This window comes from Mucilaginibacter sp. KACC 22773 (assembly GCF_028736215.1).
GTDB lineage: Bacteria > Bacteroidota > Bacteroidia > Sphingobacteriales > Sphingobacteriaceae > Mucilaginibacter.
Genome location: NZ_CP117883.1, coordinates 3536627 through 3551544 on the forward strand (window position 1 = coordinate 3536627; position 14918 = coordinate 3551544).

Annotated in this window: 15 protein-coding genes and 1 pseudogene; 6 read left to right on the plus strand and 10 right to left on the minus strand. The window is 39.3% G+C overall.

The window, feature by feature from the left end; all coding sequences use genetic code 11:
* Positions 1–50 precede the first annotated feature (50 nt).
* On the minus strand, positions 51–662 hold the full coding sequence (locus PQ469_RS14675; RefSeq protein ID WP_090652669.1) for a TetR/AcrR family transcriptional regulator: 612 nt from the start codon (positions 660–662) through the stop codon (positions 51–53).
* Positions 663–986: 324 nt separating this feature from the next.
* Between PQ469_RS14675 and purB the strand changes: the two genes are divergently transcribed.
* Positions 987–2333 carry an adenylosuccinate lyase gene (gene purB, locus PQ469_RS14680; RefSeq protein ID WP_274213635.1) on the plus strand — a complete coding sequence of 449 codons (1347 nt, stop codon included), beginning with the start codon at positions 987–989 and terminating at the stop codon, positions 2331–2333.
* 184 nt (positions 2334–2517) lie between these two features.
* Positions 2518–3069 carry a NifU family protein gene (locus PQ469_RS14685; RefSeq protein WP_274213636.1) on the plus strand — a complete coding sequence of 184 codons (552 nt, stop codon included), beginning with the start codon at positions 2518–2520 and terminating at the stop codon, positions 3067–3069.
* Positions 3070–3292: 223 nt separating this feature from the next.
* On the opposite strand, the gene PQ469_RS14690 is transcribed toward PQ469_RS14685, so the two are convergent.
* From PQ469_RS14690 to ppk1, 9 genes and pseudogenes are all read right to left on the minus strand, one after another.
* Positions 3293–4084, minus strand: a complete 792-nt coding sequence (locus PQ469_RS14690; protein ID WP_274213637.1) for an inositol monophosphatase family protein — start codon at positions 4082–4084, stop codon at positions 3293–3295.
* A complete protein-coding gene (locus PQ469_RS14695; protein ID WP_274213638.1) occupies positions 4050–4535 on the minus strand; it encodes a GtrA family protein in 486 nt (161 codons plus the stop codon). The genes PQ469_RS14690 and PQ469_RS14695 overlap by 35 nt, the downstream gene beginning before the upstream one ends.
* Positions 4528–5694 (minus strand): prolipoprotein diacylglyceryl transferase, encoded by a 1167-nt coding sequence (locus tag PQ469_RS14700; RefSeq protein ID WP_274213639.1) that lies wholly within the window; start codon positions 5692–5694, stop codon positions 4528–4530. The genes PQ469_RS14695 and PQ469_RS14700 overlap by 8 nt, the downstream gene beginning before the upstream one ends.
* Before the next feature lie 29 nt (positions 5695–5723).
* On the minus strand, positions 5724–7043 hold the full coding sequence (mtaB, locus tag PQ469_RS14705) for a tRNA (N(6)-L-threonylcarbamoyladenosine(37)-C(2))-methylthiotransferase MtaB (protein WP_274213640.1): 1320 nt from the start codon (positions 7041–7043) through the stop codon (positions 5724–5726).
* A gap of 129 nt (positions 7044–7172) precedes the next feature.
* Positions 7173–7433, minus strand: a complete 261-nt coding sequence (locus tag PQ469_RS14710; protein WP_274213641.1) for an SHOCT domain-containing protein — start codon at positions 7431–7433, stop codon at positions 7173–7175.
* A gap of 3 nt (positions 7434–7436) precedes the next feature.
* Positions 7437–7523, minus strand: a pseudogene (locus tag PQ469_RS31400) (NINE protein); the annotation flags it as partial.
* A 174-nt stretch (positions 7524–7697) separates the two neighbouring features.
* Complete coding sequence (locus tag PQ469_RS14715) at positions 7698–8261, minus strand: UbiX family flavin prenyltransferase (RefSeq protein WP_274213642.1); 564 nt, start codon at positions 8259–8261, stop codon at positions 7698–7700.
* A gap of 169 nt (positions 8262–8430) precedes the next feature.
* Entirely contained in the window at positions 8431–9309 is an 879-nt protein-coding gene (locus PQ469_RS14720; protein WP_274213643.1) for a Ppx/GppA phosphatase family protein, read from the minus strand.
* Positions 9310–9311: 2 nt separating this feature from the next.
* The gene (ppk1, locus tag PQ469_RS14725; protein ID WP_274213644.1) at positions 9312–11357 is read right to left on the minus strand and encodes a polyphosphate kinase 1; all 2046 of its coding nucleotides are present in this window, start codon (positions 11355–11357) and stop codon (positions 9312–9314) included.
* 453 nt (positions 11358–11810) lie between these two features.
* Between ppk1 and PQ469_RS14730 the strand changes: the two genes are divergently transcribed.
* The 4 genes from PQ469_RS14730 to PQ469_RS14745 all read left to right on the plus strand — a co-directional run bounded on the left by PQ469_RS14730 (position 11811) and on the right by PQ469_RS14745 (position 14860).
* Positions 11811–12158: a hypothetical protein gene (locus PQ469_RS14730; protein WP_274213645.1), complete on the plus strand. Its 348-nt coding sequence runs from the start codon at positions 11811–11813 to the stop codon at positions 12156–12158.
* 431 nt (positions 12159–12589) lie between these two features.
* The gene (locus PQ469_RS14735; protein ID WP_274213646.1) at positions 12590–13081 is read left to right on the plus strand and encodes a hypothetical protein; all 492 of its coding nucleotides are present in this window, start codon (positions 12590–12592) and stop codon (positions 13079–13081) included.
* A gap of 431 nt (positions 13082–13512) precedes the next feature.
* On the plus strand, positions 13513–14004 hold the full coding sequence (locus PQ469_RS14740) for a YajQ family cyclic di-GMP-binding protein (protein WP_274213647.1): 492 nt from the start codon (positions 13513–13515) through the stop codon (positions 14002–14004).
* A gap of 19 nt (positions 14005–14023) precedes the next feature.
* On the plus strand, positions 14024–14860 hold the full coding sequence (locus PQ469_RS14745) for a KilA-N domain-containing protein (RefSeq protein ID WP_274213648.1): 837 nt from the start codon (positions 14024–14026) through the stop codon (positions 14858–14860).
* Positions 14861–14918: the final 58 nt, after the last annotated feature.

Here is a 14918-nt window from a genome sequence, read left to right on the forward strand (position 1 = left end):
GCCCCAAATATCCGGGCCGATTTTGACAGCCTTATGTCAGCAGTATTAAATTAATCTTCTTGTATGTTCCTGTACTGATTTAAAAGCTTGTACCCTTTAAGGGTGCAAATGCCATAGTTAAAATGTTCTAAAAACTGGACCTGTACCTTCCATGTATTAAACTCCGCTATCGGGAATATCGTGGTGTTAAATCCAAGTTCCACCGTGTTTACCCTCATGCGCGCAACTATCCTTACGTCAATTTCGGGCCTTATGTAACCTTGTTTAATACCTTTTGTTAATAATTCTTCCAGGGTGCTAATCAAAACCTCATTTTTGAACTGCTGAAAAACCTTCCATGCATCAGGGTGGTACTTTTGCATATCATGAATTACTATCGGGTTGATACGCGAAAACATATCCTCTGAGCATTTGGTCATGTTCATCATTTCCTCTATCACATTAGCAGATTTACTAATGAACTCGATCATTTGCTCCTCATCCTCTTTCAGCTTCTTTTTAACCATTGCTGTTACCAATTCGTTTTTGTCCTTAAAAAACTGGTATATGGTTTTTTTCGACATACCCAGGTGCCTGGCTATATCGTCCATGGTTACGCTCTTGATGCCTGCCTTTAAAAACAGCTCTTCGCCACCTTCAATTATTCTTTCTATTTGACTCATTGACTTTCCGGGTCAAAACTAAGGAAACATTTTTTGATTTCAAAGTTTCCAACTGAAATGACTTTTTAACGACAAACATTGCAGATGTGCCAATTTCAGATGTGCAGATATGCAGATGAAAGCGCAACAATTTGCTTTTTTTATTATAACGATCGGCAATAGCGAAATTGGACATGTCACGATAAATTGCATATCAATCTCCTTCAATATTAAGTTAGCGTAACCGCATAGTTATTATCATTTGCACATCTGAAATTTGCACATCTGCACATCTAACATCATCTGCACATCTAAATGCTTATCTTTGCAAAAAATTATATTTCAATGAACTTGTCTCCGCTTTCTGCAATTTCGCCAATTGATGGCCGTTACCGAAACACCACCGCCGAACTTGCTGATTATTTTTCTGAATACGCCCTGATCAAATACCGTGTATTTGTCGAGATTGAATATTTTATAGCATTGGTTGAATATCCGTTGCCTCAGTTACAAGGTTTTGATGTCAATCTGATAGAAAAGTTACGCGATATCTATAAAAACTTTACTGAAGCCGATGCCCAAAGCATCAAAGAGATTGAGAAAACAACCAATCACGATGTAAAAGCTGTAGAGTATTTTATTAAAAATGAGTTTGATAAATTAGGCGGATTGGATGCGTTTAAGGAGTTTATTCACTTTGGTTTGACATCGCAGGATATCAACAATACAGCTATCCCTTACACGTTTAAACTTGCTATAAACAACGCCTACTACCCTGCTATCAGCCAGCTAATTGATACATTAAAAGGATATGCCGCCGATTGGAAAGATATTCCATTATTGGCGCACACACACGGGCAACCGGCCTCGCCAACAAGGCTTGGTAAAGAGGTTGAGGTTTTTGTAGAACGGCTTGAAGGCCAGCTGGAGATTTTGAAATCGGTAAAATACTCGGCCAAATTTGGGGGTGCTACAGGCAATTTCAATGCACATCATATTGCTTACCCTGCTAAGGATTGGAAAGCTTTTGGAAATCATTTTGTGAATGATGTATTAGGGCTGAGCCGCTCGCAGTTTACTACCCAGATTGAGCATTACGATAATTTTGCTGCTCAATGCGATGCTTTAAAACGCATCAATAATATCCTGATTGATCTTGATCGCGATATGTGGACTTACATATCCATGAATTACTTTAAGCAAAAAATAAAAGCGGGCGAAGTAGGCTCATCGGCCATGCCACATAAAGTTAATCCTATTGATTTTGAGAACTCGGAGGGTAACTTAGGCATCGCCAATGCTTTGTTTGAGCACCTGGCCGCCAAACTGCCTGTTTCGAGATTACAGCGCGATTTAACAGACTCGACCGTATTACGCAATATAGGCGTACCGGTAGCTCATACTTTAATTGCCATAAAATCTACCATCAAAGGTTTAAACAAACTATTACTTAACCAGGACGCCATCATCGCCGACCTGGAAGCCAACTGGCCTGTAGTTGCTGAGGCTATCCAAACTATTTTAAGGCGCGAGAGCTACCCTAACCCATACGAGGCATTAAAAGACCTTACCCGCACCAATCAGCAAATAAACGCTCAAACTATTGCAGAGTTTGTTGATACCTTGCAAGTAAGTGATAGTGTAAAAAATGAATTGAAACAAATTACGCCATTAAATTATACGGGAATTTGATGTGCAGATTTCAAATTACAGATGTGCAGATGAGTGATTTTTATAATGCTACCCATTCAAATCATCTGCACATCTGAAATCTGCATATCTGCACATCTATCATCTGCCCGTCATAACAATTTTAGTATTGTATTTAAATCAAAAAGGTGATTAAATTTGTTTAATTAATCTAAATAGAATTTCGATGAATATCAACGTATATACCGAATCAACGCCAAACCCGGCAACAATGAAGTTCATTGTGAACAAGTTGCTGATTAATGGCAGTGTCGATTTCGCTACTAAAGAAAGCGCCGATAAATCACCTTTCGCTAAGGAACTATATAAATTTTCGTTTGTAAATGGTGTTTTCTTCGCCAGCAACTTCGTTACCATCACTAAAACCGATGAAAGCGACTGGGCCGACGTTGAACCTATCATGAAAGAGTTTGTAAAGGGTGCGGTTGAATCGGAATTGAAGGTCCAATTAGAAGAGCAGTCTGAAGAAACAAACTTCGAAGGATCTGAAACTGAAGTTAAAATTCAGCAGATATTGCATGACTATGTTCGCCCGGCTGTCGAGCAGGATGGCGGCGCTATCTCCTACCGTTCATTTAACGAAGGTGTGGTAACTGTCGAGCTTCGCGGCTCATGCAGCGGTTGCCCGTCATCAACCATAACGCTTAAAGCAGGCATCGAAAACCTGCTTAAACGCATGGTTCCTGAAGTTACCGAAGTGGTATCTGAAGCACTATAATTACACACGAACCTCACTAATTGAATCGAATTTCGCGAATTGAATTAGGACAGAAATGGCATCAATTTATTCGAATTACACAAATCAGTGTTCGAATAAATTGGTGCCATTGCATTTGTAGCAATTTGATCTGATTTTTTTAAATTATCCTTTAAATCCGTGAAATTCGATTCAATTAGGAAAATTCGTGTGTATGAAATTCAATTCGCGATATTCGTCTGTATTACCTGAAATATTTCTGTATCGCCGTTAGCATCTCCCCTGTTATTATACCATTGCTGGCCAACAATTCCCTTGTATCCAGTACTTCACTTCCCCCTTTAAAGTTTACAATATCGCCACCTGCCTGTTTTACAATTACTATTCCGGCGGCTACATCCCAGGCGTTCAGGTTGTATTCGTAAAAGGCGTCAAAACGGCCGCAGGCGGTGTAAACCAGGTCGACAGCTGCCGAACCAATGCGACGCAGGCCGTGGCTGCTTTTCATCAATTCGGTAAATAGTTCTATGTATTGGGCCTGCTTGGTAAAATCATAATAAGGGAAACCTGTAGCGATAAGACTTGTACTTACCGTAGTATTTTTGCTTACATGGATTTCTCGGCCATTCAGATAAGCCGGAGCATCTTTCCATGCGTAAAAACATTCGTCCTGATTTATTTCGTACACAACGCCCGCTACCAGTTCATCATATTCTTTTAATGCTATACTTACGGAATAAGCCGGCAGGCCGTGAATAAAATTAGTAGTACCATCCAAAGGGTCGATAATCCAGTTATACCGGTCGCCCACAATAGTAGTGGTTTTTTCTTCGGTGATGAAACCAGACTCGGGTAGTACTTTTTTTAAGCCTTCAACAATAATCCGTTCGGCTGTTTGGTCAACGTATGAAACCATATCATTGAGCCCTTTGTATTCAATTTTGTCAGGGCTGAATGATTTGCGTTCCTGCCTGATAAAATCGCCTGCCTGTTTGGCTATTTCAATTACCTGTTGCGTTATGTTTTGGAGTTGCATGTTTACGTAATGATAAGCTGAATGAAAATACCTTATGAATAAAAAAGCTTGCAAAAAACAAGCTTAAAGCAGCGCCTATGCGTGCCACAGGAGGATAAATACCAAAAGCCTGGATCAATATCTTTATTAGCCCAAGGTTGGCGAAAAAACCAACACAGGCAACAGATATAAAGCGAAAAAACTGCTTATAAGCTGATAATTTTGATTCGTTGAAAACAAGAGCGCGGGTAATAGCAAAATTGACTATCACCCCAAGCAAAAACGAAATGGCTAACGATAAAGTGGAATTACGGAAAGTGTATGAACCTATGAGGTAAGTGCGCCTGGCTAACAGGTTGTGATAAAAAAGATAAAAGGCAGAGATATCAACTAAAAAACCGGCACCGGCCGAAAGTACAAACCTGAATACCTGGTTATTTAACAGCTTGTGAGCCTGTTTTTCATTAGCCATGCTGTAAAGTAGCTGTGTTTTTATTTTTTAAACCGTTTACTATTAACAACGCGCCGCCGATAACCATGATCAGCGAAATCATTTCGGCCTGGGTAAAGCTGATACCAGCCACATGGTATTTTGTATTTACGCGTATCAGTTCGATAAAAAACCGTTCAACACCGGCCAATATCATATAAATACCAAAAAGCACACCTGAATTTTTTATCTGTTTGCGGATACTCCACAGGAACGCAAATAGTATCAGGCAGATGATACATTCATATAACGATGTTGGGTATACGGGGTATTGCAGTTCATGACAAAATTTACCTATGCAATTTGCCAGGGGAACGCCCTCGTCATTAACATTGTGAGGGAATTTAAAAGACCATACCCAATCAGGCGCCCAACTCAGCCAGCCCGGTTTCGGCGCAAGGTTTACCACCCCCCAATCGCCATCGCCCGACATTTGGCAGCCAACACGGCCTAATGCATAAGCCAGCATCATACCCGGGCCACCAATATCCAGCATATCTAAAGGCTTAACTCCGTTTTTATTGGCTATATATAACACTGCTGCACCGCCGCAGATGAGGCCACCATAAAAAGTAAGGCCGCTAAAACCTATTAGCATGCCAACCGGGTCTTTCATAAAATCGCCCCAGTTTTCAAGGGCATTAAATAATTTAGCGCCGGCAAAACCGAATATAGCAGCCCACAACAAAATGCTGCCCATCATTTCATACGGGTGTAAGGTTACTTCCCTGTTTTCGGGCTTGGCTAATTTTTGCTTTTCGCTTTCGTAATAAGCCCAGTAAGCAAAAGCTGCTGCACCTATAATGCCACCTATCCAATTCCCTCTTAAGGATAGCAGGAAACCCTGTGTATCATCTAAAAGTGCGTGATAATTTAATGCCGAATCGATTAATTTATAACCTAAAATAAAACCAAATACAGCGTTACCAGCCAATTCGGCTGCCGAAGCAGGTCGCCCAACCAGTACTGTTCTTTTTGATGAATGAAGAATCCCCAGTTTCTCCTTCCGTTTAAATTCCTGAACAAAGGCCCAGTATGCTGCCATAAAAGCTATAGCCACAAAAAAACCAAATGTTTGTATAGGTAACGGAAAGTTAAAACCGAAAATATATTGCAGAAGCGATGTTATGGTTGGAAACATAGGTTGTATTTTGAAGCGAAGATAGCGTTTTAATGAACTAATATTTCTTCGCCTTCTGTTATTTCGACATCACCATCCGGTGAAATATTTGTTAAGTAAACCTTTTTCAATTCGTTTACCAATATAGGGTCGTATTTGGCCTTTACATTTACATAATTGCGGGTAAAGCCGTGCATAAAGCCATCTTTTATGTCACCTTCAAATAAAACCTCATCGGTTTTACCCAACTGGGTTTCGTAAAAAGCCCGGCGTTTCTTATCGGACAATATGTGCAGCATTTTACTTCTATCCGCCCGGGTTGAACCAGGTACTGCGCCTTTCATTTCGGCCGCCAGCGTATTTTCCCTTTCGGAGTAAGTAAATACGTGCAGGTATGAAACGTTCAGATCGTTTAAAAAATTATAGGTATCAATAAAATCTTCACGTGTTTCGCTGGGGAACCCTACAATAACATCAACCCCAATGCAGCAATCGGGCATCAGTTCTTTTATTTTGGCCACACGATTTACATACAGGTCGCGTTTGTAGCGACGACGCATGAGGCCGAGTATCTTGTCGGAGCCAGATTGAAGCGGGATGTGAAAATGAGGAACAAACCGTTTTGAAGTAGCCACAAAAGCAATGATCTCGTCAGTAAGCAGGTTGGGTTCGATAGAGGAAATACGGATTCGGTCTATCCCCTCCACCTCGTCGAGGGCTTTAACCAGGTCAAAAAACTTATCCTCCCGTTGCCCGTTGCGGATTCCGAAATCACCCAAATTAACACCGGTGAGTACTATTTCTTTTACCCCCGAAGCACTTATCTGTTTGGCCTGTTCAATTACGTTGGCAATGGTGTCGCTCCTGCTGGCACCGCGGGCCAGTGGGATGGTACAAAAGGTACAGGAGTAATCGCAACCGTCCTGAACTTTCAGGAAAGTACGGGTACGGTCGCCAAATGAATAGGCCGGTACAAACTGGTTGGCCTCCCTTACCGGTTGGTTGTATACAACTGCTTTGGGCTTTTTGGTAAGGTCGGTAATATGATCAATAATCTGGAATTTTTCGGCAGCACCAAGCACCATGTCAACACCGGGTATTTCGGCAATTTCATGTGGCTTTAGCTGGGCATAGCAGCCAACTATGGTTACGTAAGCATCCGGAGAAATTTTGAGTGCTTCCTTCACTATCTTTTTACACTTTTTATCGGCGTTTTCGGTTACCGAGCAGGTATTGATCACAAAAACATCGGGCGTGTTTGAAAACTCAACCGTATCGTAACCGGCCTGGGTAAACATCCGGCCTATCGACGAGGTTTCGGAGTAATTAAGCTTACAGCCAAGTGTATAAAAAGCGACTTTCTTATTCATTGTAAAGCTGCAAAGATAAGCAATTAGTGAATTACTGAACTACTGAATTAGTGATTTTACTTTGGAGTTAATTATTTGTAGCCAATCCTTCCGATAGCATGCACTAATAAAAATGTGATTAAAAACAACTTATGCCAATACTTTGCTCTTTAGCCGGGCGTATTCTTCTTCGCTCAGTATACCTTTTTCTTTAAGCATATGAAGTTCGTGTAATTGTTCGGACAGACTCCGTTGCGTTGCAGCACTACTATAGCCGGACGTATTTACTACTTTCTTTGCACCCCGGTTCCGTTTAACCAATGCATTACAGGCATCAACCTGGCTGCCCAGGGTAAAAAGATCAAGAATCCACCCGATGCCAGCCAGGCCAAGTGTGCAAAAATAAAGCATACCAACGCCTGTTTTATTGAGATAAAACTTGTGCGCACCCAACACACCTAAAAAAAAACATAAAATGTACGCAGTCGACTTAGATTTCATTATTCGGGTGAACCTGAGTTTAATTTTGGCTTAACCAAGGTAATAATTTTCTTAATGTGTACAAAACATCCGGCATAATTTGGTTGGGCATACACACTGCCCGGGCTATGGAATCAATATTAAATCATTAATAATGAGGCTATTTAACAACAACCGATAAACCTTAAGCAATAATTATATCCCCTTCCACTCATAGCTTTCGTTCTGCAAGCCTATGAGGTCAATAACCCGGTTCACTACCGTCATCGCCAGTTCCTCGATAGTTTGTGGTTTGCTGTAGTATGATGGTATGGCGGGGCAAATAATTCCCCCGGCCTCGGTAACGGTAGCCATATTACGAATATGGATAAGGTTAAAAGGTGTATCACGTGCAACAAGGATAAGTTTGCGGCGTTCCTTCAATATTACATCAGCAGCGCGGCTTATCAAATCGTCAGATATTCCTCCTGCTATGCGCCCCAGGGTACCCATAGAACACGGCACAATTACCATGGTATCAAACTTTGCCGAACCCGAGGCAAAGGGCGCCATAAAATCATTTTTGGCATAAAACTTATAGTTTTGCTTGCTGTAATCGTCGTTTCCCAACTCAAAGCGCCAAACATCTTTCGCGTTATCCGACATCACAACGGCAACTTCGGCAATTTGATCTTTTAGCTGGTTTAACTTTTTTAATAACAGGTGGGCATAAATAGCGCCGCTGGCGCCGGTGATGGCAACTACAATCTTCTTCTTCATTATATCTCTCCAACAATCCAAAAATACGGGCACAAAAAAGGGTCGAATACAAGTACCCGACCCTACATCTACCTATGAAAAACATGCCCTTGAGAGGGCACTACAAATGTACTAACAGTTTTTATATTATAAAGCAAATTTGTAAAAATATTTTTACGTTATCTTTTTGTTAAGATAAATTCGTATCTATTAAGGTTTGAATTATACCGTCAACCATGCCTACACGGGGTACGTATATTTGTTTTATCCCCGCATTTTTCATAACCGTCAAATAAATTTCGCAGGCCGGAATAATAACATCAGCCCTATCCTGGTTTAAACCAAGCACATTAATGCGATCTTTAAGCGAAAACGAATTAAGGTAAGTATACAGTGATTTTAGCTTGGCAAAAGCCATCGGGGTCTCGTCTCCTTCTTCGGCTAAACGGTGCAGTTTATTAATGTTGCCACCTGTACCAATGCCCAGCAGCTGTTTATATCCACGTGTATGTTCGCGGATAAACTCCTTCATTTCATCCCAGGTTTCTTCGGTATCCTGGTTGTCCAGAATACGGATAGTGCCAATATTGAACGATTTGGAAGCCATTAACTCACCTGCCGAAAACAAAGAAAGCTCGGTACTACCGCCGCCAACATCAATGTATAAATAACTTTTGCTTTTATCAATGGTTTGCTCGGCATGGCTGGCGTAAATCACCTTGGCTTCTTTGGAACCATGGATAATCTCCAGGTCGATATTTGCTTGTTCCTTAATCAGTTTAACAACATCCTCGCCGTTTGTAGCTTCACGCATGGCCGATGTGGCATAGGCCAGGTAATCTGTTACCTTATAAACATCCATTAAATTGCGAAAAGCGCTCATTGATTTTACCAGATCGGCAGCTTTTTTATCCGAAATACTGTGTTGGATAAAAGCGTCATCGCCCAGGCGTAAAGGCACCCGGATCAACGTATTTTTTTTGAACGAAAAGGAACCGTGATTTTCAATAATATCGGCAATCAGCAGTCTTACTGCATTTGAACCAATATCTATAGCTGCGTATCTCAACTTTATTTGTTTTTAGTTTTCAGGTAATTGTATATCTCAATTTGCGCCCGGTGCGATTCGGCCGCGTTGGTTTTGTGGTATTTATTGCTGTTGGCACTATTTATTTCGCGCGCCTTGGTATTATCCTGCAATTGAATATTAATAATGTCTTTAACTTCCTTTTTTAAACGCTCGTCTAAAATCGGGAAACCAACTTCAACCCGGGTATCAATATTGCGGCTCATAAAATCTGCCGAAGTAAGGTAAATCAATTCGTCTCCCCCGTTACAATAAATGTGTACGCGGGCATGCTCCAGGTACTTATCCACGATACTTATCACTTCAATATTCTCACTGAATCCCTTAACTCCCGGCACAAGGCAACACATACCCCTAATGATCATTTTTATTTTAACACCCGCGTTACTTGCCTGGTAAAGTTTATTGATAAGCCCTTCATCGGCAAGGCTGTTCATTTTTAGTATCATGTAGGTCTTTTTGCCCGCCTTCGCATTTTTTATCTCGGTATCTATCAGTTTGTAAATAGCCGGCCTGGAATCAATGGGCGATACAATCAAAGTCTTCAGTCCCTTTGGCAAGGTGTTCCTCTTGAGCGCTTTAAATACAACATCCAAATCGTCGGTTATTTTTTTGTTTACCGTAAACAGTGTATGATCAGCATATATCCTGGCCGTCTTTTCGTTAAAGTTCCCGGTTGATAAACAGGCATAATGCACAATCTTTTGTTTTTCCAGGCGGCTAACCAGGCATATCTTCGAGTGTACTTTATAGCCTGCTATACCGTAAAGTACATTTACGCCCTCCTCTTCAAGCCTGTTGCTCCAAAATATGTTATTCTGCTCATCAAACCTTGCCCGCAATTCAACCAAACAGTTTACCTTTTTACCGTTTTTGGCCGCATTTACCAGAGCGTGTACAATTCTTGAATTTTCGGCCAACCGGTAAACTGCAATGCTTATCTCTTTAACTTTTGGATCGATAGCCGCCTCACGCAAAAAATGGATAATGTAGTCATAAGATTGATATGGGGTACTCACCATATAGTCCTTTTTTGCGATAAGGCCCAGCAAGCTTTTACCAAACGAAAGATCTTCTACGGGCAAAGCCGGATATTTAACAAATTCCAGGTCGGGGCTGCCTACATTTGGGAATGAAATAAAATTCTTGAAGTTATGATACCTGTTGCCAGGGATAAGGCTTTCGCCGTGCAGCCCCATTTTAGTTACCAGGTATTTTAGCATATCCATGGGCATCTCGGTATCGTAAAGCAAACGCATTGGTGTACCCTTTTTGCGTTTTTGAAGGCTTTTTGATAATGCATCTATGAATTTGCCGCTCACTTCCTTATCCAGGTCAAGTTCGGCATCGCGGGTAAGCTGTAGGGAATATGCTTCGATGCTGTCGTGCTCAAAAATGAAAAATATATCTTCCAGGCTGTACCTTATAATATCATCCAGCAGTATAATAAATTTCAGATTGTTGGTTTCGGGCAACACAACAAATCTTGACAAACTGTCCGGAAACTCAATCAGCGCATAACGCGTTTTTTTATTTTTGGTAAGCTTTACAAAAAAGTAAATAGCCCGGTCGCGTAGTTCAGGTAGCGGCAGGCTATCATCAAGCATAATGGGCACCAAAGTGGCCAGCAGTTTTTCCCTGAAATAATTTTTAACGAACGCCCCGCGGCTTACGTTAAGCTGTTTGTCATTCAGGATAAATATCTTTTCTTCAGCAAGCTGTTTAACAATAATGTTTTCATACAGGTTATTAAACTTACGCTCCTGCCTTACAACTATATTCTTGATTTGGTTAAGGAGCTTTTTAGGATTATAGCCTAATATTTCTTTCGATTTTTCGTTTAAAGCGGCAAGCCGTGTCATCGTAGCCACCCTCACCCTATAAAACTCATCAAGGTTTGATGAAAATATAGCCAAAAAGCGCACCCGCTCAATTAAGGGCACAGTTGGATCGGCAGCTTCCTGCAAAACCCTGTCGTTAAAATATAACCAGCTTATTTCCCTGTTAATTAATGGTGGTTGTTTATCCATAAAATTTGTGCCCCTTAGGCCACGTGTACAAAACTGCTTATTTATTTGTTAATTTAATATTAACTCATCTACATAAAACCTGTTTTTAATGATTATTATTTAGTGTGCCGTGTAAACAAATTGATAATGGAGCTGTGTAAATGTTTACAATACATTAGTTTTGTAAACATTATAAACTCTTTTACTTATGCCAACATTTGATAATTTCACTTCATATCTGTACAAAATATTGACAATCAGATTATTATAAAATAAATTTTAAATAGCTGTAAAACATTTGTAAAACAAAACCTTCCAAATTTAATACTTAGTGTATTGTAATAAAGAGTTATTGGTAGTTAAACTAAGCTATCTTTTACAGCTATTTTCTTACAAGATTTCCCTCCGACCTCAATAATTAATTTCAGTTTTCGGTTACCAGAGCGTAAATTAGGAACTAAACAACGATACATTATGGAACGTCATATAATTAGGCTGTCGAGCTCTGGAATACAATCATTTTTTGATGATTACCTCACGGAGTTCGAAGCCTATTACTCATATCACTATTTATTGCTTGATAAGACTTTTTTAGTTTATGTAGATAATAAAGTTGATGAGGATGATCAAGTAGTAGATGTTACTGTTATAACAGATTACGATTACTTTTTAAAGATTTTTAAAAAAGATTATCCCTGGAATGAGGACTGGCAGTACCTACCGCAGATTTTTTATGAAGAAGACGGATCTGTTCTATCTGCCACATCTTGGGGAAATCCTGTTTTTGGGGGATCGAAAGGTCAAAAGGTGAAGGCAACGTAAAATGTCAACCAAAGTCGATTGTGTTTTAGCGTCAAACTGCTCATCCCCGTACCTAATTAAAAACAGAAATGTTTTTATCTATAGAATCTTAGAGGCATGGTAATAATTTTTCTATGGATTGTCTGTCTGACCCAAAACCTTACCTTTGTTGAATATTACCGGGTAATTTCATCTCTGTTTGATTTGAATTATTTATAAAGGTTTGCAGTGTATAATCTACTTACTTATTTTGATTACAGTAATTAACTGATATCAAGATAATAAAATTGTACTACCTAATATTGCTGCTCGGATCTCGACCTCACGTAACAACGCAGCATACCCATGTAGTACGCTGCCATTGCGAAGCTTTATATTTATGCATTGAGGCGGTAATAACCCTGAGCAGCTAAAAGAAACAGCAGTTATGCCATACTTTTATAATTATGACAGTGAAAAAAAACTTAGCCGCCCTGTTATTCCTATTGTCAAGCGCTCATTATTGCAACGCACAAAACAATCGCTGGCTTTTTATATCAAAAACTTACAATCACACCTACTTATTCATTGATACCATAAGAGATGACATCAAACAAGATGTTGACACCCGTTATGGCGAATCACATACCGTTAGCTTTTGGATAATGTATTATACTAAAACAACTAAAAACAAAAAATCAATTATTGAAAAAAACGTCCAGAAAATTAAAGTTGATACAGTGAGTGGGCAGTATCAAACATCTAATATGGTTTTATATAGAAATTTTAAAGTTGTAAATTCTGATCCTGCAATTTGGGATTGGACTGAACCGGTTCCAGGAACAATGGCTGAGTTTTATATAAAGTTCGCCAAGTCTGTTAATAATAAGAAGATAAGAGATCAATTCTTGGTAACATCATTTTTAAGTGAAGGCACATATCCTAAATTATATTCAAACGAATGAAATCTTTACTCGTAATCTTATATCTATTCCATGATAACAAAAAGATAGTATAATCTTTGTTGGTAATTATTTAGCAAAAAGCAAACGCATCATTTAAAATCCTTAGAACAAAATGCCGAGATTGATAGATCTAATTTTAATACCTTTAGATGATGAATCAAAACTACTCGATCTATAGGATGAAACTTTAGAGAAATATTTTCATTTTAAAACAAAGTGATAGGAGCTACGTTTTATTTCCTTCGAAATATGATGAGTTCTACAAAAAATAACTTCTACATATTGTGAAACAATTGTAAAACATTATACGATAAAACAACAAATATGTCTGTATTTTGAACATAAAGCTCTACATAGAGCAAATAAGAAAACTTCATTAACCTTTCAAAACCAGATTTTTACGATTTTTAAGCCACTTTTAAAATTACAACATGCCAACATTTGATATAGTAAGCAAAATAGATGGACAAACGCTTGATAACGCCATCAATACCGCTAAAAAAGAAATACTTAACCGGTACGATTTTAACGATTCAAAAAGCACTATCGACCTGGATAAAAAAACCAATGAAATAACCATTATTACCGAAAACGAGATGCGTCTTAAAGCCATCCAGGATTCCATCATCGGCCGCATGGTGAAACAACACCTGGATTCAAGCGCGCTTGATTTTGGTAAAGAGCAATATGCGTCGGGCAACATGATCCGCAAGGAGATAAAGGTTAAAGAAGGTATCGACAAAGAAACATCCAAAAAACTGGTTAAAAAGATAAAAGACAGCGGCCTTAAGGTGCAAGCCTCTATCATGGACGACCAGGTGCGCGTACAAGGCAAAAAAATTGACGACCTGCAAGCGGTGATCAGCCTATGTCGTACCGAAAACTTTGGCCAGCCGTTACAATTTATTAATATGAGGGATTAAGGGAAATAAAATCATATCCATGTCGACAAAAGGTAAGAAGTCAACCATTAACGTTCAGGGAACAGAAATAACTGTTGTTTCTTTGAAAGAGGACGACTACATATCACTCACTGATATGGCTAATAAGTTCGGTGGCGATGATTTGATATATAATTGGATGCGCAACCGTAACACTGTGGAATTTCTTGGGATATGGGAACAAATTCACAATCCCCATTTTAAAGGTGTCGAATTCGACACCTTTAAAAAAGAAGCAGGCCTTAATAGCTTCAGGCTGACGCCCAAAAAATGGATAGACGCAACCTCAGCAATAGGCATCCAATCAAAGGCAGGCAGGTATGGAGGCGGAACATATGCACATCGTGATCTTGCATTTGAATTTGGTTCATGGCTTAGCCCGGAATTTAAACTTTACCTGATCAAAGAATTTCAGCGTCTAAAAAATGATGAAAATAATAGGCTATCATTAAACTGGAACTTAAATCGCACGCTTGCCAAAGTAAACTACCGTATCCATACAGATGCTATAAAGGAAAATATAATCCCTCCCGATATAACAAAAGAGCAAATACAACATATTTACGCCAATGAGGCGGATATATTAAATGTAGCATTATTTGGATTAACGGCTAAACAATGGCGGGATAAAAATAAAAATTCAGAAGGCAATATTAGAGATCACAGTTCTATCGAGCAGCTATTGATATTGGCCAATATGGAAAGCATGAACTCTGAATTTATAACGATGAATTTAACGCAAGGCGAAAGACTAAAAAAATTAAATCAAATTGCAATTCAACAATTGAGATCATTAACAGGTAATTCGAATTTAAAAAAACTGGATGACGAAAAATAAATACTCTTTCAGATAGTAAACTTCTTATTTCTCTAAAAACAAGAAAGGCGCATTAATT